The following is a 17677-nucleotide window of genomic DNA, read 5'->3' on the forward strand; positions in this document are numbered from 1 at the left end:
GTAGGAGCTGCCGAAGGCTGCGATCTTTTGACCTTTTGCGAAGATCAAGATCAAAAGATCGCAGCCTTCGGCAGCTCCTACAGGGTTTAGCGGTGGGTTTCCTGGACGGTTACGGTGGCCGTGGTCCCCGCCCTGAGTTTGTCTTTACCGGCATAGTCGGCATCGATCTCGATCCGCACTGGCACCCTCTGCGCCAGTTTGATCCAGGTGTAACTGGGATTGATGTTGGCCAACAGGCGACCGCCCGGCAGGTTTTCCCGGTCGGCAATGGCAAAGGCAATGCTCTGCACTTTGCCGCCGAAGGTTTCGCCACTCATCAACTCGATCCTGACCCGGTCACCCTCGCCGATCCGCGGCAACTTGGTTTCTTCAAAGTAACCGCTGACATAGAACGAATCGCTGTCCACCAGCGCCAGCAACGGACCACCGGCCGAGGCATAGTCGCCCTCCCGGGTCAGCAGATTGGTGACAAAGCCGGTCACCGGCGAGACGACGTGGGTACGCTGCAGATCGAGCTCCGATTGGGTCAAGGCCGCGATGGCCAGTTGCACGTTGGCCTGGGCCAACACCAGGTTGGCCTGATTTCGCAGCAGATCAGCCTGGGCCACCGACACATCGGTGTTGGCTTTTTCCCACTCTTCGCCGGAAATCGCCGAACGATCCTTGAGCGTGCGCCGCCGTTGCTCTTCGCTCTGACGCTGTTTGAGCAAGGCCTCGCTGGCGGTAATGGACGCCTGGGCCTGCCCGAGCGAAGCTTTCGACACCTCGACGGCACGCTTGGCATGCTCCACCGCCAGTGTGTAACGCGCCGGATCGATCTCCAGCAGCGCCTGGCCCTTGTTCACATGTTGGTTGTCCTGCACGGCCAGGCTGACGATTCGCCCCGAGACATCGGCGGACAGGGTCACCACATCGGCACGCACCCGGGCATCCCGGGTCCAGGGGGCGCGGGTGTAATGCTCCCAGGCGAACCAGCCCAGGATCAAGGCCAGCAGTACCACCGCCAGCGTCGTGAGTCGGGGAAGGATGTTCTTCAAGGCATCAGACTCCCATCACCAGTATCAAGGTGGCGCAGACGCAGACGTACAACGCGCCTTCGAACAAGGCCTCATGCCAGACGAACTGCAGCACCCCGAGGCGCCGCAGCACCCAGTCCAGCAGCAGGAAAATCGGCAAACCCAGCAGCAACGCCTGGGCAATCGGGGGCAGATAGGCGCCACCCACTTCCAGATCAATGGGCAAGGACAGGGTCTCCTTCAATGCCGGAGGGTTGAAAGTAGCCGCGATATCGCTCGACGAACGACACCACGATCAACAGCGCCACGCGCATACGGAACACCGACCACAGGCGCTCATGGACATCGGTATGCAGGGCATCCAGTTCGTCGCCCAGGGCATGCAGGCTATCGAGCACTCGTGTCACTTCGACGCCGGGCCGGCCGGCGACCAGCCTGCCCGTTTCCCGGACGGTGGAAAACAGGCGATTTTGCAGATCCGGACTCAACAGTGCGTTGTTCTGCCCCTGCTGCCTGAGCTGGTTCATGGCAATCCCCAGCGCCATGCAGGCCAGGCTGACTTGAAAGCGCTCATGGGATTGTGGCTCCTGCGTTGCCGGCAGCAGCCCCAGCATCATGGTCAGGCGATCAACCATGCGGCTCTCGAAAGCAAACTGCTGTTCATCGGTCGGCGCGGTTTTCAGCAAGGCATACACCTGCTCGCAGTTCTCTTTATGGAGCCGCCTCATGCGCAAATCCGGCCTGAACGGAAAGATCAGCGCATAGACGCTCAACGCCAGCACGGTCGCGCAGGTATAGGCCCCGGCAAATTCGAACCACTGGATCGCGGTGTTTTGACCGATCCCCACGTTCAACGGGCCGAGCAGCAGAAAGGTCGTGAGCCCCAGACCAATGCCGGTGCCTGTCGTGGCCGGACTGGCCAGCCCCACCGCAACGGCATAGAGCAAGGGCGCCAACAGCAAGGCAAGCATCTCGAAATTGCTGATCATCGGCACGAACATGAACTGCAGGAGCGCCGAGACCACCAATGCCAGCCCGAATCCCCTCGCATAGCTTTGAACGGCCAGCAGCGGCCGTGGAAACGTCGACATCAACGAGCAAAGGACTCCCACCAGCACCATTCCGCCTCGCGCGCCGTCCCAGCCGGTTTCGATCCAGATCAGGCCGGCAATCAACAGCGCGGAAAAAGCCCGGACGGCATTCATGGTCGCCAGGGTAAAGTCCAGATGCAACGGGTTTTCCCGCCCGCGAAACACACTGCTGGCGGGTCGCCCACTCTGGATTGCATCGCTCAATTCCAGAATCTGCTCCAGCTGTTGCAGCAGACGCGCCTGTTCCCAGCGCAACGACCAGGCCAGCGAGCGCAAGGTGGCCGGCAACGGCTCGGTCAATTGTTCGGCTCTGTAGGCCAGCTCATCGAAGCGTTGTTGCAACGACGTGAAATGATGGCGCTGTTCACTGGACAGCGAACGCCCCTCCCGCGCCAGCTCATCGAGAAAGGCCAGTTCTTCGGCGCGTATCCGTTGAATTTCCTCGGGCAACTCGCCCTCCCAGCGCTCGGTCAACAACAGCCGCTGGTGGCGCAGGGCTGTCAGCCGCGCTGTCAACAACACCAGTTCGTTGCCCAATAGTTGCACCAGGCCGTTGGCACTGCGCAACCGCGGCGCATCGAAGTACATGTGCCGACGTACACCCTCCAGACCGCTGATCTGGCCCAACAGCTGCATTTGCCGCTGCTGGAAATCGGCTTCGCTCTCTTCGGTCCGCAGGACGGCGCTGGCATGGGTGGCCAGCAACCGGGTGATCTGGTCGATCCGGGCGAAGTAGTCACGGGCCACGGTTTCCGGCCTGGCGGTGAGCAGGCTGACCACGCACACGCAGGCGACGGCCAGCAAGGTTTCGGTGAGGCGCGTCACCGCCAGCAAAAAGGTGCCATCCTGATTGGGAATCGCCAGCAACGCGATGACCACGGCAGTGTAGCCACTGAGCACGAATGCCCCGGAACTGGTGTAGCGCAACAGCGTGCCACCAGCGGTGCACAGCGCCAGCCACAATGCCAGGGTAGTGATGAACGGCAGCGGAGCCTGGGGAAAGATCGCCATGATCAACACCGCCACGGCCGCGCCCGACGTGGTGCCGATCACCTGGCCAAAACTGCGGGCCAGCACCATGCCACCCAGTGGCTGGCTGATGATGACCACGGCCATGATCGACCACTTGGGCTGGTCCAGATCGAACAAAAACGCCAGGTACAGGGTCAATAGCCCCGCCGCGATGGTTCGCAGGGCAAACAGCAACACCCCGGGCCCGGGGTTGAGCATGGCCTTGAAGTACTGCAACAACGCTTGCATGGGAACACCCGTCGACACACCTCCAGCAAGCGTAGTCACTGTGGCGGTGCCTCGAGAGGTTTTGCTGGCGACGCCGCTTGCAGGCCCGTTGATTGCCGGCGGGAGGGCTTTTCCGCGGTTTGAATCGTCAGTGAACGTCGTCAAGGTTTGACTCAAGGCCTGGCCTGACCGAAGCTGGCGTCTTTGCAAAAGTTCGCCAGCTTCCGGATTCCTGCATGCCCCAGTCCCGCCGCTATCTGTTTATCAGCCTCTTCGCCCTGCTCGTCATCGGCCTTGCATGGTTTTCCCTACGCGATACCACCCCGGTGGTTCCCGAAGCCATCAAGCACGGTTACAGCGAAGCGCTGGCAGCGGCCCGGGGTGGTCAACCCGGTGCCGCGCGGGTGCTCTATCAGCAGTTGGGGCGTCCGGACCTGTCCCCCAAGCGCCGTGTCTGGCTGCATGCCGAGCTGCCCAATTATCCAAGCTCGGTGGCCCTGAAACTGGCGGATGCCGACCTGCAGAACGAGTCGCCCGAAGTGCGCATCGCCGCGATCAGGAGCATCAGCGCCCTGGTACCGAACGGCCAGCGCAGTCTTTTGCTGGGGCCATTGCTCGATGACGGCGAACAGAACGTGCGACTGGCGGCAATCAATGCGCTGCTGGGGTTGTCCCCGGATGAACTCGGCTTGTATTTCGGGCCGCTGGAGCAAGCCATCGATGCCTGGGAGCTGGTGCTCAAGAGCGAACCGCAAAGCGCCGAAAACCAATACCAGCTGGCCCGCCTGCACCTGCACAACGCCGAACTCAAGCAAGCGCAACAGGCGCTGGACAACACCCTGCGCCTGGCGCCGGACAATCTGCCGGCGCTGGTGCTGCAAATCGAAGTGCTGGACAAGCAGGGCCAGAACGACGCTGCCCGGCAGCTATTGGCCAGGCAACTGCAGGCACAGCCCAACTCGGCCTATCTGCAACATGCCCTGGGGCTCTGGCTACTGCATCACGACCAAAGCGAATTCGCCCTGCTCGGCCTGTCCAAGGCCGTCGAGCTTGAGCCCGATAACCGGGATTACCGCTACGATCTGGCCACCACGCTGCGCGGTGAGCAGGAACTCGAAGCGGCGCAGATTCAGTTGCAGGAAATCGTTCAGCGCCATCCGAACGATCGCAAGGCACGGGTGCTGCTGATCAACTACTGGAAGGAAAGCGGGCAGCTGCAAAACGTGCAGATCCTGACGGCCCAGCTCGAACAGATGAACCCTGATGATCCGTCGTTGCAGCAGGGGCTCTAGAAGCAAAAGATCGCAGCCTTCGGCAGCTCCTACATGTGAATACGTCACTCTGTAGGAGCTGCCGAAGGCTGCGATCTTTTGCGTTAAAAAGGTTGAACGCTCGCCCGGGCCAGGGGTCAAGTGAAAAGGCAGCCCGTTGCGGCACTTCGAAGTGGCTGCCTCATTGCTCCTGGCCATGAGAGGACACTTATTTGTCTCTAACCAACGAATTGAACAGTACCAAGGCGGCCACCGGTATCGAAGGCCTGGACGATATCCTCGATGGAGGACTGTCCCGCGGTCATGTGTTTCTACTGGAAGGCGAGCCGGGAACCGGCAAGACCACCGTGGCGCTGCACTTCCTGTTGGCCGGCGCGCAAGCCGGCGAGCGCTCGTTGTACATCACGCTGTCTGAAACCGAACGCGAACTGCGCCAGGGGGCCTTGTCCCATGGTTGGGAGATGGACGACAACGTCCACATCTTCGAGCTGACGCCTCCGGAAAACCTGCTCAATGCCGAACAGCAGCAGACGCTGCTTTATTCCTCCGACCTTGAACTGGGCGAGGCCACCCGCCAGATTTTCGAAGTGGTCGAACGGGTCAAACCGACCCGCGTCGTCCTGGACAGCCTTTCCGAAATTCGTCTGCTGGCACAAAGCTCGCTGCGCTATCGCCGGCAGATTCTCGCCATCAAACATTATTTCGTGCGTTATGACGCCACGGTCTTGCTGCTCGACGACCTGACCACCGAGTCACTGGACAAGACCGTGCACAGCGTCGCCCACGGCGTGATTCGCCTGGAAGAGTTGACGCCCAATTACGGTGCCGAGCGACGGCGTGTGCGCGTGGTGAAGTACCGCGGCCAGAAATACCGGGGCGGCTTTCATGACTTCACCATCGCCAGCGACGGCGTGCATGTATTTCCGCGTCTGGTGGCCGCCGAACATCGCGGCCAATACCTGCGCCAGCAATTGACCAGTGGCATCCGGGAAATGGATGCGCTGCTGGGCGGCGGTATCGAAACCGGGTCCAGCACCTTGATTCTCGGTCCGGCCGGGACCGGCAAATCGCTGATCTCCATGGTGTTCGCCGCCGCGGCGGTGGCCCGGGGTGAAAAAGCCGCGTTGTTCATCTTCGATGAAGAGCTGGGGTTGCTGTACGAGCGCATGAAGAACATCGGTATCGATTTGCAGGCCCTGCAAGACAGCGGCAATTTGCTGGTCGAACAGGTGGACGCCGCCGAACTGTCTCCCGGCGAGTTCTCCCACCGGGTCCGGCGCTGTGTCGACGAAGGCAATATCAAAACCGTGGTGATCGACAGCATCAATGGCTATCAGGCGGCAATGCCGGAAGAGAACGCCCTGGTGCTGCACATGCACGAGTTGTTGCTGTACCTCAATCGAAAAGGCGCCGCGACCTTCATGACGGTTGCCCAGCATGGCCTGGTCGGCGACATGCAGGCCCCGGTCGACATCACCTACCTGGCCGATACGGTGATCCTGCTGCGTTACTTCGAGGCCCTGGGCAAGGTACGCCGGGCCATTTCGATCATCAAGAAACGCACCGGCAGCCATGAATCGACCATCCGTGAATACCGCATCAGCGCCCAGGGCATGACCATCGGTGAACCGCTGGAAGCCTTCCAGGGCGTACTGCGCGGGGTGCCCACCTATCTCGGGGCCAGCAACCCCTTGCTTGCGGAAGATATCCGGTGACTACGGTGCTGGCGACACCCGAGCGCACCCTCATCCTTGCGCCGCGAGGGCGTGACAGCCAGATTGCCTTGATGATGCTCAACGAAGCCGGGTTTCACGGGGTGATCAGCCAGGACCTGCCCGGACTGTGCGCCGAGTTGGAACTCGGTGCCGGCCTGCTGCTGATTTCCAGCGAAGCGCTGCTGGGCAGTGATCTCGAACCGCTGATCCGGCTGATTGAACAGCAGCCCGCGTGGTCGGACCTGCCGATCGTGTTGATGACGCACCATGGTGGCCCGCAACAGAATCCGGCATCCCGTTTCGGCCCGCAATTGGGCAATGTCACCTTCCTCGAACGGCCCTTTCACCCGATCACACTGATCAGTCTGGTCACCACCGCCTTGCGCGGACGGCGACGACAGTACGAGGCCAGGGATCGGCTGATCGACCTGAGCCAAAGTGAATTGCGCCTGCAAAACACCCTCGAAACCCTTGAGCAGCAGGTGGAAGAGCGCACCGCGCAACTGCGTCACAACGAAGAGGCGTTGCGCCAGTCGCAGAAAATGGAAGCCGTCGGCCAGCTCACCGGCGGCATCGCCCATGACTTCAACAACATGCTGACCGGCATCATCGGCAGCCTGGAATTGTTGCGTCGACGCCTGGCCCGGGGGCGTACCGAAGATCTGGACAGCCTGATCGACCTGGGGGTGACCTCGGCCAACCGCGCGGCGGCCCTGACTCACCGCCTGCTGGCGTTTTCCCGCCGCCAGTCGCTGGACTCCAAACCCGTGGAGATGAACGCCCTGGTGATCTCCATGGATGAACTGCTGCAACGCAGCATCAACGAAAGCATTCGCCTGGACATGCAACTCGATGAGCAACTGTGGGTGGCCGAAGCCGACCCCAATCAACTGGAAAGCGCCCTGCTCAACCTGGTGATCAACGCCCGCGACGCCATGCCCAATGGCGGCAGGCTGGTGGTCTCTACCTCGAACCGGCACCTTGACGAGGACTTTGCCCAGTCCCAGAGCAATCTCGATGCCGGTGATTACGTGGTGCTCAGCGTCACCGACACCGGTTGCGGCATGGCGCAAAGCATCGTCAACCGCGCCTTCGACCCGTTCTTCACCACCAAGCCCATCGGCCAGGGCACCGGGCTGGGCTTGTCCATGATCTATGGATTCAGCAAGCAGTCAGGCGGTCATGTCGTCATCCACAGCGTCGTGGGCGAAGGCACCACGGTGAGCCTGTTTCTGCCACGCTTTGGGGGGGACCTGCCTCAGGAGCATCCGGTCAATGTCGGACACTCGCCCTTCGCCAACAATGGCGAGACGGTATTGATCGTCGAGGACGATCCGGCGGTGCGGGTGCTGGTCAGCACGGTGTTGAGCGATCTGGGTTATGCCTTCGTCGAAGCCTGTGATGGCGATAGCGCGATGCCGATACTCGATTCGGCTCAGCGCATCGACCTGCTGATCAGCGATGTCGGCCTGCCCGGCATGAATGGCCGGCAACTGGCGGAAATCGGCCGGCAACTGCGGCCTGATCTCAGGGTACTGTTCATCACCGGCTACGCCGAGCACGCCGCCGTGCGCGGCGGGTTCCTCGATCCGGGCATGCAGATGATCACCAAGCCGTTCACCTTCGACCTGTTGACGGCGAAGGTGCGGGAGATGATCAGCGCCTGAATGCTTACGAAAGCATGTCCTGCATCAGTTCCTGCAATTTATCCAGATCGAATGGTTTGTCCAGGATCGGCGCCTTGCGCGTGATCGGGCTGTCGGTCTCACGGATTTCCTGGGCATAGCCGCTGATGAAGATCACCTTGAGTTCCGGTCGCAGCTTCACGGCGGGTTCGGCGATCTGCACGCCGGAGATTCCACCGGGCAGGCGGAAGTCGGTGATCATCATGTCCAGGTGGGGTTTGCTTGCCAGGATTTCAAACGCCTGTTCGCCGTTTTCGGCCTGCAATACGCGATAACCCTCGCCCGACAGATAAGCGGACAGCACCATCAGAATCGAGGGATCGTCCTCGACAACGAGTACTACGTCTTGTGCATCTTCGCTCATGGGAAGCCTTTGTTCGGTCAATTGCTGCTGATACGACCGTGGGGTCGATCAGAGGTTGCGTTTATCTGGCTGTTTTCCTAAAGCGGCAGACAAACGCGAAACAAGGCGCCCTCGCCAATCCGGCTCTGGACGGTGATTGTACCGCCATGGGCGGTCACGATCTGTTCTGAAATAAACAATCCCAGGCCCAGTCCGGCGACGGCCTGCCTGGCCGATACGCGCTCGAACTGCTGGAATATGCGCGTCTGGTTTTCTTCGCTGATCCCGATCCCTTGGTCGCGCACGTCTACCAGCGCCTGGCCTCCTTCACTGTATACCTTCACCGTGACCGGGCTCTTGGCTCCGTAGCGCAAGGCATTGGTCAACAGATTGGATATGACCTGCTCAATACGAAATTCATCCCAGTTTCCGATTACCGGTTGCTCGGCATCGAGGGTGACCGACGTCTCGGCGGCGTCGATCTGCCGGGAAAAGTTGTGCAGCAAATCGCGAACCAGGGTCGAAAGATCGAACCGTGTCGGCCGGATCGACAGCTTGCCGGTGCGAATGCGCGAGACATCGAGCATATCCTCGATCAAGCGAATGAGGCTTTTGATCTGCCGCTCGTCGCGGTCGACCATGGCGTGCATCTTGTCCAGGGTGAAGGCGGCGGCGTTGTCCCGGGCCAGGTGCATCTTGCGCAGCTGGGTTTCAAGGATCAGGCCGTTGAGCGGCGTACGCACTTCGTGGGCGACGATGGACATGAAGTCATCGCGCATGCGCACCGCCTGCTGCAGTTCCAGCTGGGTGTTCTGCAGTTGCTCGAGCAGGGCTTCCTGTTCGCGACGGCTTTGCTCAAGGGCCAGCACTTGCTCCTTCATCGCCTTGCTCTGGCGATACAGGTCGACAAACACATTGACCTTGCTCTTGACCGCATGGATGTCCAGCGGCTTGTGCAGGAAGTCCACGGCACCGCTTTCGTAGCCCTTGAAGGCGTAGTTCATTTCACGCCCGGCGGCGCTGACGAAAACGATCGGGATGTTCTTGGTTTTTTCGGTGCCGCGCATCAACTCGGCCAGCTCGAAGCCATTCATGCCCGGCATCTGCACATCGAGGATGGCCATGGCGAATTCGTGCTGCAACAGCAGTGACAAGGCTTCGTCGGCGGACAGCGCCTTGTACACAATCCGGTCCTCACGCTTGATCAGCGCTTCAAGCGCCAGCAGATTTTCCGGCAGATCGTCCACGATCAGCAGTTTGGCCTGGATATTACTCAGCATGCGATTCGTTCCATCTCGACAAGCAGACGGCCGATGCCGCGTACTGAAAGTATGTGGTCTGGCCGGTGCATATCCAGCGCAGCCTGGGGCATGGTGGCGACCTGAGCTTCTTGCGGGTCTTGCACGATGGTGATGCCACCGCGCTGTTTGACCTGGGCCAGCCCGCGCGCGCCGTCGCGGTTGGCGCCTGTGAGCAAGACTGCAGCGAGCCCGGTGCCATAGGCATCGGCAGCCGACTCGAACAGGTAATCGATGGCGGGTCGCGAATGATGCACTCGAGGCTCCAGGCTCAGGGAAAAGCTGCGGTCCCGCTCCACCGACAGGTGATAACCGGGCGCGGCGAAATACAGCGTGCCGGCCTCGACCGCGGTCTTGTCGCACGCCTCCAGCACCGGCATGGCAACCCGGCGGGCAAACACATCCGCCAACTGGCTGCGGCGTTCGTCCGGCAGGTGCAGCACGACAATGATCGGCAACGCATAACCTTCGCGCAGGGGGCCGAGGATGTTCAACAGCGCCTCGACGCCACCGGCGGAGGCACCGATCACGATCGCTTCGATAGCTGGCAGGTTCGTTGCACTGTTCATGTTTTTCGATAGATCCGTTCCTGTTTGACCAGCGGCTCGAATTCATCGCCAAAAGCCGAGAAATCCGGGGTTTCCTTGCTGCCCAACACCAGGAATCCGCGATGGCAGAGGGACTCATGAAACAGTCCGAAGGCTCGATCCTGGAGTTTTTTATTGAAATAAATCAATACGTTACGACATGAAATTAATTGAGTTTCGGAGAACACACTGTCCGTCGCCAGGCTGTGATCGGCGAAGGTCACGTTCTCGCGCAGTGTCTTGTCGAAAATCGCGTACCCATAGGCCGCCGTATAGTAGTCGGCAAACGAACACTGGCCACCGGCCTGCTGGTAATTAGCAGTGTAGGCGCGGACGTTCTCCATCGAGAAAATCCCTTGCTTGGCTTTTTCCAGAGAGCGCGGATTGATGTCGGTCGCGTAGATGATGGTACGGTCGAGCAAGCCCTCTTCGCGCAACAGGATGGCCATCGAATACACCTCTTCCCCGGTGCTGCATCCGGCGATCCAGATCTTGATCGAGGGGTAGGTTCGCAGCAGCGGTACCACTTCCTTGCGGATGGCCAGGAAGTGCGAGGGGTCACGAAACATCTCGCTGACCGGGATGGTCAGCAATTGCAGCAATTGCATGAAAGCGGCCGGATCGTGCAGGACCTTTTCCTGCAACGCCGAGATGGTCTGGCACTCGAACTGACTCAAGGCATGGTTGACCCGCCGCTTGATCGACGCGCCGGAGTAATCGCGAAAATCGTAGCTGTACTTGAGGTAAATCGCCTCGATCAACAAGCGCAATTCGATTTCGCTGCTGCGCTCCACGGATAATTGGCGCTCCACTAGATGCGTTCCATCTTCGGTAACCACACGCGAATCAGCGAAAACAGGCGGTCCAGGTCGATGGGCTTGGCCAGGTAATCGTTGGCGCCGGCTTGCAGGCAGCGCTCCTGATCGTCCTTCATGGCCTTGGCCGTCACCGCGATGATCGGCAATTTGCGCCAACGCGGAACCTTGCGGATTTCAACGGTGGCTTCAAAGCCATCCATCTCCGGCATCATCACATCCATCAACACCAGATCGATGTCCTCCACTTCATTGAGTCGTTCAATCGCTTCCCGGCCGTTGCGACCAATGACCACGACTGCGCCCTTTTGCTCCAGCGCGCTGGTGAGGGCGAAAATGTTGCGCACATCATCATCCACCAGCAGCACCTTGCGGCCTTCGAAGACGCGGTCGCGACTGCGGGCGACCTTGAGCATCTTCTGCCGGTCATGGGACAACCGTGATTCGACTTTGTGCAGAAAAAGTGTCACCTCGTCCAGCAGCCGCTCCGGCGAGCGCGCGCCCTTGATGATGATCGAACGCGAATACTTGCGCAGTTCAGCCTCTTCATCGCGGGTCAGGTTGCGCCCGGTATAGACAATGACGGGCGGAAAGGAGCAGATGTCTTCGGTGGACATGCGCTTGAGCAAGTCGTTGCCGAGCATGTCAGGCAGCTTGAGGTCGATGATCATGCAATCGAAGACCGACGTGCGCAGCAGGTCCAGTGCCTCCTGCGCCAGGCCAACGGCGGTGATTTCTATGTCATCGTCGCCGATCAGGCGGGCAATGCTGTCGCGCTGCAAGTCGTCGTCCTCGACCAGCAGCACACGTTTGACCTTCTGGGTCAGCTTGGCCTCCAGGCGCGCAAATACGTCCTTGAGCTCCTCACGGGTGGTGGGCTTGACCGCATAGCCGATGGCGCCCATGTGCATCGCCGCTTCGACCCGGTCTTCGACCGAAATCACATGCACCGGGATGTGCCGGGTTTCGGCGTGTTCCTTCAGGCGTTGCAGCACGGTCAGGCCGGAATGATCCGGAAGCCGCATGTCCAGCAGGATCGCGTCGGGGATGAACGCCTTGGCCAGGTCGTAGCCTTCGTCGGCGCCATGGGCCACCAGGCATTGATAACCCAGCTCATGGGCAAGGTCGTAGAGGATGTGCGCAAAGTTCGGCTCGTCCTCCACCACCAGAATGCAGCGGCTGGTGAACGGCCCCTTGTGGCGGTCGTCGTCGAAACGCGCAATGTCGACTTCGGCCACCAATGGCGACAACGTGGGCGGCACTGCATCCGGTGCAGCCGCCACCGCAACGGCCCGCATCGGTTCGACAGGCACTTCGCCCGGTTCCACGTACTGCTGCGGCAAGACCAGGGTGAACACACTGCCCTGCCCCGGTTTGCTGGTCACGCTGATGGAACCGCCGAGCAACGCAGCCAGATCACGGGAGATCGACAAGCCCAGCCCGGTGCCGCCGTAACGCCGATTGGTGGTGCCATCGGCCTGACGGAAGGCTTCGAAAATGCTGTCGTGCTGATCCGCCTCGATGCCGATCCCGGAATCGCGGATGCTGAACGCGATGCCGTCATTTGGCGCCGCGGCGACGGACAGGCTGACGCTGCCGCTTTCAGTGAACTTCACGGCGTTGGACAACAGGTTCTTGAGCACCTGCTCCAGGCGCTGGCGGTCGGTGAACAGCATCGGCGGCGCGCCGTCCAGCAAATCCACCTGGAAATCCAGCTGCTTGTCCGCGGCCAATGGCTGGAACAGGCCGCGCAGGCCATCGACCAGGCGTGCCACGCTGGTGTTCTCCGGACGGATTTCCAGCTTGCCGGCCTCGACTTTGGAAATGTCCAGAATGTCGTTGATCAGGTTGAGCAAGTCATTGCCGGCGGAGTAGATCGACTCGGCGAACTTCACTTGCTCGGCCGTGAGGTTTTCTTCCGGGTTTTCCGCCAGCAGCTTGGCCAGGATCAACGAGCTGTTGAGCGGCGTGCGCAGCTCGTGGGACATGTTGGCAAGGAATTCGGACTTGTACTTGCTCGAACGCTGCAATTCCAGCGCGCGCTCTTCGAGCTGGATCTGCGCCTGATTGAGTTCGGAGTTCTTCAGGTCCATGGCGTCGCGTTGCTCGGCCAGCACTTCTGCCTGCTCGGCGAGTTGTTCGTTGGTCTGCTCCAGCTCCACCTGCTGGGTTTCCAGGTGCGCCTGGGACTCCTTGAGCACCCGCGACTGTTCTTCGAGCTCTTCGTTGGCGGTCTTGAGCTCTTCCTGCTGCACCTGCAACTCTTCATTGAGCTGCTGGGTTTCAGCCAGCACTTCCTGCAAGCGCTGGCGATAGCGTGCGGCCTCGATGGACGTGCCGATGTTGCCGGCAATCAACTCCAGCAACGCGACATCGCGGTCATCCAGCGGACGCAGGAAACCCAACTCGATCACGCCATTGACCCGGTCGTCGTCGCTGGTCGGCACCACCAGCACACTGCGCGGCAATCCGTCACCGAGGCCGGAGCTGACCTTGAAATAATCCCCCGGCACCTCGTCCAGGCGAATCAGCCGCGCCTGCTGCGCCACCTGACCGACAATGCCTTCATCGCTGTAAATCTGCTGATCGCGCTCTTCCTGTTCGCGGGAAAAACCGTAGCTGGCGATGCGTCTGAGACCGCCGTGGTCTTCCCGAACATAGATCGCCGCCACGGCGGTACCGAGGTACTGCGCGCAAAACTGCAGGATGTTTCGACCCAGCAGGTTCAGGCTCAACTGCCCCAGCACCTGCTCGGCGAGCTCGGTCTGGCCGTTGCGCAGCCAGGCCTGTTGCTCCAGGCGCTGGGCACTGGCTTGCTGGGCTGCGAGATTGACGCTGTAGCTTTGTGAAAGGCTGAGCAAATCGCGACGCCCGACATACGCCAGCAAACCACTGACGCCGGCGATGAACAACAGATAGAGGCTGATGCTCCAGACCGTGGTGCGCCGCACCTCATCATTGCGCGTGGTGCGCAACTGTTGTTCGGTGTCGATCACCTCCTCGAACTGCTTGCGAATTTCATCGGTCAGGCGTTTACCGCGCCCGGCCTTTACCACCGAGCGATAATCACCGCTGCTGCGCTGCAAATCGATCATCGATTGCGCATAGCTGGCCCACTCCTGTTGCAACGCCTGCAACCGCAGCAAGCGGTCGGTCTGCACCGGGTTGTCGGCGGTCAGCTCGAGCAGGGTGTTGAGGGCCACGGCAATCCGCGGCTTGGCGGTTTCGTAGGGATCGAGGAAATGCTCGTCGCCACTGAGCAGGAAACCGCGCATCCCGGTTTCCAGGTCCACGGTCAGCTTGACCGCTTCATTGGCGTTATTGATCACCCGGTCGGTGTGTTCCACCCACTGGATCGTCGACAGCAGATAGGTGATCAGCGAAACGAAGAACACCGCGCTGATAAGGCCCAGACCCAACGGCAGGCTGATGTTGCGGCTCAGGAGTTTACGAAATCGTTGCTCATCAACCGAGGACGCGGAGGTCATGGGGCAGGCCTTGTCGAACTGTCAGAATGCAAGGAGTTTGCCCCAAAACTGGCACATTGATCCATTTTTCTGACATGTTTTCGCGCATAGTCCTACATTCCGCTGCGCCCACGCTAAACGGCGGGTTATCCTTGCCGACCTGCGTCGCCTGCTTTTTTTGCGTCGCCTCGGGAACTTGTCTGGAGCTGCCACTTACTGATGCAAGAGGCCGGTGATTTCCAGCGACCGGCAATGCCAATCTTTTCAGGAAGTCCACTATGTCATCCGCCAACGCCTCCACCATCCTCGTCGTCGAAGACGATGCCATCGTGCGCATGCTGATTGTCGACGTACTGGAGGAGCTGGAGTACAAGGTGCTGGAAGCCGATGGCAGCGAACAGGCGCTGGAGACGCTCAAGGACTCGAACCAACACATTGACCTGATGATGACGGATGTCGGCCTGCCGATCATGGATGGCCGCGAACTGGCCGTCCTCGCCCGCACGATACGCCCCGACCTGCCCATCCTGTTTGCCAGCGGTTATGCCGAAAGCATCGACGTGCCCGCCGACATGCACGTGATCGGCAAACCCTTCTCCATTGATCAGTTGCGCGACAAGGTCAAAGGCATTCTTGGGTGACCTCGCGGTCCACTGTGGTTTAATGCGCGCCGTTTTCGTCCCTGCCCTGTCTTCGCTTCAAGGAAATTCCGTACATGATTGAGCCCCGCGCAACCAAAGTCCTGGTCATTGGTTACGTCTGGCCCGAGCCCCGCTCTTCCGCGGCCAGCGGGCATGTCATGCAGATTCTCGAGGTTTTCCTGCAGCAAGGCTGGGATATCACCTTCAGCAGCCCGGCCGGTTTCGGCGAACAGCGCGCAGACCTGACGGCGCTGGGTATTCGTGAAGTACCCATCGAGCTGAACAACAGCAGTTTCGACACGTTCATCAGTGAACTGGCGCCGGACATCGTGTTGTTCGATCAATTCATGATGGAGGAACAGTTCGGTTGGCGGGTCGAGAAGTATTGTCCCGATGCGTTGCGCGTGCTGGAAAGTTGCGACTTGCAAAGCCTCAGGCAGGGTCGGCACCAACGCCTCAAGGAGCGCTTGAAGGCCAGTGAAGACAACAATGACTTCAGCGACCTGTTCGCCCCGGCGTCGCGTGAAGAGTTTGAACACATGGCCAATACCGATCTGGCGAAGCGCGAGATCGCCTCGTTTTATCGTTGTGATCTGACGCTGATGGTTTCGGAAGTGGAAATCGAATTGCTGGTCGAGCAGTTCAGAATTCCACGCAACTTGCTGCACTGGTGCCCATTGATGGTCGAACTACCGACCCGTACACCGGTAACGTTCGAAGACCGGGCACACTTTCTTCATATCGGCAATTTTCGCCATGCGCCCAACTGGGATGCGGTGCTCTGGTTGAAAACCGCTATCTGGCCGCTGATTCGCGAGCAATTGCCCGGCGCCCAATTGCATATCTACGGTGCCTATACACCCCCCAAGGCGACCGCCCTGCATAACCCGGCCCAGGGTTTTCATGTGATGAACTGGGCGCAGGACGCCCTGCAAGTCATGTCGGCGACACGGGTCTGTATGGCGCCGCTGCGTTTTGGCGCCGGAATCAAAGGCAAGATTGTCGATGCGATGCTCTGTGGCACACCGAATGTGACAACGCCCGTCGGTGCTGAAGCGATGCATGGCGAACAAGCGTGGCCCGGTGCAGTGACCCGTTCGGCACGCGAGTTCGCCGATCAGGCCGTGCAACTGCACAACGACAAGACGCGCTGGCTCGATGCCCAGGCGCACGCGCAAACCCTGCTTGCCAGTCGCTACCGCAGATCCGTTCATGGCCCGGCCTTGATCCAGCGGCTGGTCGATTGCCAACGGGATCTGGCCAACATCAGGCGAGACAACTTTACCGGCAGCATGCTGCGTCATCATCAGCACAAGAGCACTCAATACATGGCGCAATGGATAGAGGCGAAGAACCAACTGAATCACGATGCATAGTTACCGCCGTTGCCATGCTGGAACGCGACCGGCATGAAAGCGGTTTACGGCCACGCCTTGCATGGTCAGGCACACAGGCGGTAGTAGCGTTACTCACCCGGCAGCAGGCATGATCCGGACGGGATAACAACATAAGCACCCTGACATGACCCGTACCGCCAGAGTCACCGATCCTTCCTATGAGTTGATGGACGACCACAATGGCTTGTCCATCATTTACCGCCAGCATGGTTTTCCCTGTCCGCTGGTGCGCTGGCATTTCCACAAGGAATACGAGTTACACCTGATCGTCGCCAGTTCCGGCAAGGTGTTCATTGGCGATTACATCGGCAACTTCTATCCGCAATCCCTGTTCCTGACGGGCCCCAACCTGCCCCACAACTGGATCAGCCAGGTGGCCGAGGACGAAGTGGTGCCCAAGCGCGACATGCTGGTCAACTTCACCGACGAGTTGTTCGACAGCGGCTATCAAGTGTTCGCCGAGCTCAAGACCCTGGCTCCCTTGCTGGAGCGCGCGCAGTACGGCATCGAATTTCGCTGCAAGCACACCATCGCCCAGGCCATGCAGTTGATGCAGCGCATCGCCGATACCAGCGGCATGACCCGGCTCGGGCACTTTTTCATTCTGCTGGAGTTGCTTGCGGCCACCGACGACTACCAATTGCTCTCTGGCGCAACGACCCCACAACTGGCCGATGAGCACAACATCGATCGCACCAACCGCGCGGTGGATTACATTTTCGCCCATTACGCCCGGGACTTGACGCTGGAGGAAGTCGCCGAGCATCTGGGCATGAAACCCACGTATTTCAGCCGGGTATTCAAGCAGGCCACAGGGCGCAACTTCATCGAGTTCGTCAATCGCCTGCGCATCAGCAAGTCCTGCGAGTTGCTGGCCGATGGCGACAAACCGGTCACGGACGTGTGCTTCGAGTCCGGTTTCAACAACATTTCCAACTTCAACCGGCGCTTCCAGCAGCTCAAGGGCATGACGCCTTCGCATTATCGGCGGTTGGTGGTGCAGCGTCTCACCGAGCAAAACCTCGGGTAAAAATCAAAAAATCGCAGCCTTCGGCAGCTCCTACACCCTCCTGTAGGAGCTGCCGAAGGCTGCGATCTTTTGATTTTAAAAC

The 17677-nt window shown here is 60.1% G+C and carries 14 protein-coding genes; 6 read left to right on the top strand and 8 right to left on the bottom strand.

Annotation, left to right across the window (positions count from 1 at the left end; genetic code table 11):
- Positions 1-86 precede the first annotated feature (86 nt).
- The 3 genes from AC3WJW_RS25470 to AC3WJW_RS25480 are packed head-to-tail and all read right to left on the bottom strand — an operon-like array spanning position 87 to position 3367.
- On the bottom strand, positions 87-1037 hold the full coding sequence (locus tag AC3WJW_RS25470) for an HlyD family secretion protein (RefSeq protein WP_493727882.1): 951 nt from the start codon (positions 1035-1037) through the stop codon (positions 87-89).
- A 4-nt stretch (positions 1038-1041) separates the two neighbouring features.
- Entirely contained in the window at positions 1042-1242 is a 201-nt protein-coding gene (locus tag AC3WJW_RS25475) for a DUF1656 domain-containing protein (RefSeq protein WP_015095039.1), read from the bottom strand.
- Positions 1232-3367: an FUSC family protein gene (locus tag AC3WJW_RS25480; RefSeq protein ID WP_493727883.1), complete on the bottom strand. Its 2136-nt coding sequence runs from the start codon at positions 3365-3367 to the stop codon at positions 1232-1234. The genes AC3WJW_RS25475 and AC3WJW_RS25480 overlap by 11 nt, the downstream gene beginning before the upstream one ends.
- Before the next feature lie 215 nt (positions 3368-3582).
- Between AC3WJW_RS25480 and AC3WJW_RS25485 the strand changes: the two genes are divergently transcribed.
- From AC3WJW_RS25485 to AC3WJW_RS25495, 3 genes are all read left to right on the top strand, one after another.
- Positions 3583-4638 carry a tetratricopeptide repeat protein gene (locus tag AC3WJW_RS25485; RefSeq protein WP_493727884.1) on the top strand — a complete coding sequence of 352 codons (1056 nt, stop codon included), beginning with the start codon at positions 3583-3585 and terminating at the stop codon, positions 4636-4638.
- 191 nt (positions 4639-4829) lie between these two features.
- Positions 4830-6332, top strand: coding sequence for an ATPase domain-containing protein (locus AC3WJW_RS25490; protein ID WP_493727885.1), 1503 nt, complete (start codon positions 4830-4832; stop codon positions 6330-6332).
- Complete coding sequence (locus AC3WJW_RS25495) at positions 6329-7999, top strand: response regulator (RefSeq protein ID WP_493727886.1); 1671 nt, start codon at positions 6329-6331, stop codon at positions 7997-7999. Before AC3WJW_RS25490 ends, AC3WJW_RS25495 begins: the two co-directional genes overlap by 4 nt.
- A 4-nt stretch (positions 8000-8003) precedes the next feature.
- On the opposite strand, the gene AC3WJW_RS25500 is transcribed toward AC3WJW_RS25495, so the two are convergent.
- The 5 genes from AC3WJW_RS25500 to AC3WJW_RS25520 form a co-directional block, all read right to left on the bottom strand.
- On the bottom strand, positions 8004-8381 hold the full coding sequence (locus AC3WJW_RS25500) for a response regulator (RefSeq protein WP_007970583.1): 378 nt from the start codon (positions 8379-8381) through the stop codon (positions 8004-8006).
- Between the two features lie 77 nt (positions 8382-8458).
- Positions 8459-9640, bottom strand: a complete 1182-nt coding sequence (locus tag AC3WJW_RS25505) for a hybrid sensor histidine kinase/response regulator (RefSeq protein WP_102701662.1) — start codon at positions 9638-9640, stop codon at positions 8459-8461.
- Complete coding sequence (locus AC3WJW_RS25510; protein WP_493727887.1) at positions 9634-10227, bottom strand: chemotaxis protein CheB; 594 nt, start codon at positions 10225-10227, stop codon at positions 9634-9636. The genes AC3WJW_RS25505 and AC3WJW_RS25510 overlap by 7 nt, the downstream gene beginning before the upstream one ends.
- Complete coding sequence (locus AC3WJW_RS25515) at positions 10224-11057, bottom strand: CheR family methyltransferase (RefSeq protein WP_493727888.1); 834 nt, start codon at positions 11055-11057, stop codon at positions 10224-10226. Before AC3WJW_RS25515 ends, AC3WJW_RS25510 begins: the two co-directional genes overlap by 4 nt.
- Positions 11057-14548 carry a response regulator gene (locus tag AC3WJW_RS25520; protein WP_493727889.1) on the bottom strand — a complete coding sequence of 1164 codons (3492 nt, stop codon included), beginning with the start codon at positions 14546-14548 and terminating at the stop codon, positions 11057-11059. The genes AC3WJW_RS25515 and AC3WJW_RS25520 overlap by 1 nt, the downstream gene beginning before the upstream one ends.
- Before the next feature lie 257 nt (positions 14549-14805).
- Here AC3WJW_RS25520 and AC3WJW_RS25525 point away from each other — a divergent pair, with 257 nt between their 5' ends.
- From AC3WJW_RS25525 to AC3WJW_RS25535, 3 genes are all read left to right on the top strand, one after another.
- On the top strand, positions 14806-15168 hold the full coding sequence (locus tag AC3WJW_RS25525) for a response regulator (protein ID WP_493727890.1): 363 nt from the start codon (positions 14806-14808) through the stop codon (positions 15166-15168).
- Between the two features lie 74 nt (positions 15169-15242).
- The gene (locus tag AC3WJW_RS25530; protein ID WP_493727891.1) at positions 15243-16544 is read left to right on the top strand and encodes a glycosyltransferase; all 1302 of its coding nucleotides are present in this window, start codon (positions 15243-15245) and stop codon (positions 16542-16544) included.
- Between the two features lie 145 nt (positions 16545-16689).
- Positions 16690-17595 carry a helix-turn-helix domain-containing protein gene (locus AC3WJW_RS25535; RefSeq protein WP_493727892.1) on the top strand — a complete coding sequence of 302 codons (906 nt, stop codon included), beginning with the start codon at positions 16690-16692 and terminating at the stop codon, positions 17593-17595.
- Positions 17596-17677: the final 82 nt, after the last annotated feature.

The organism is Pseudomonas sp. GW821-FHT07G06, from assembly GCF_058986625.1.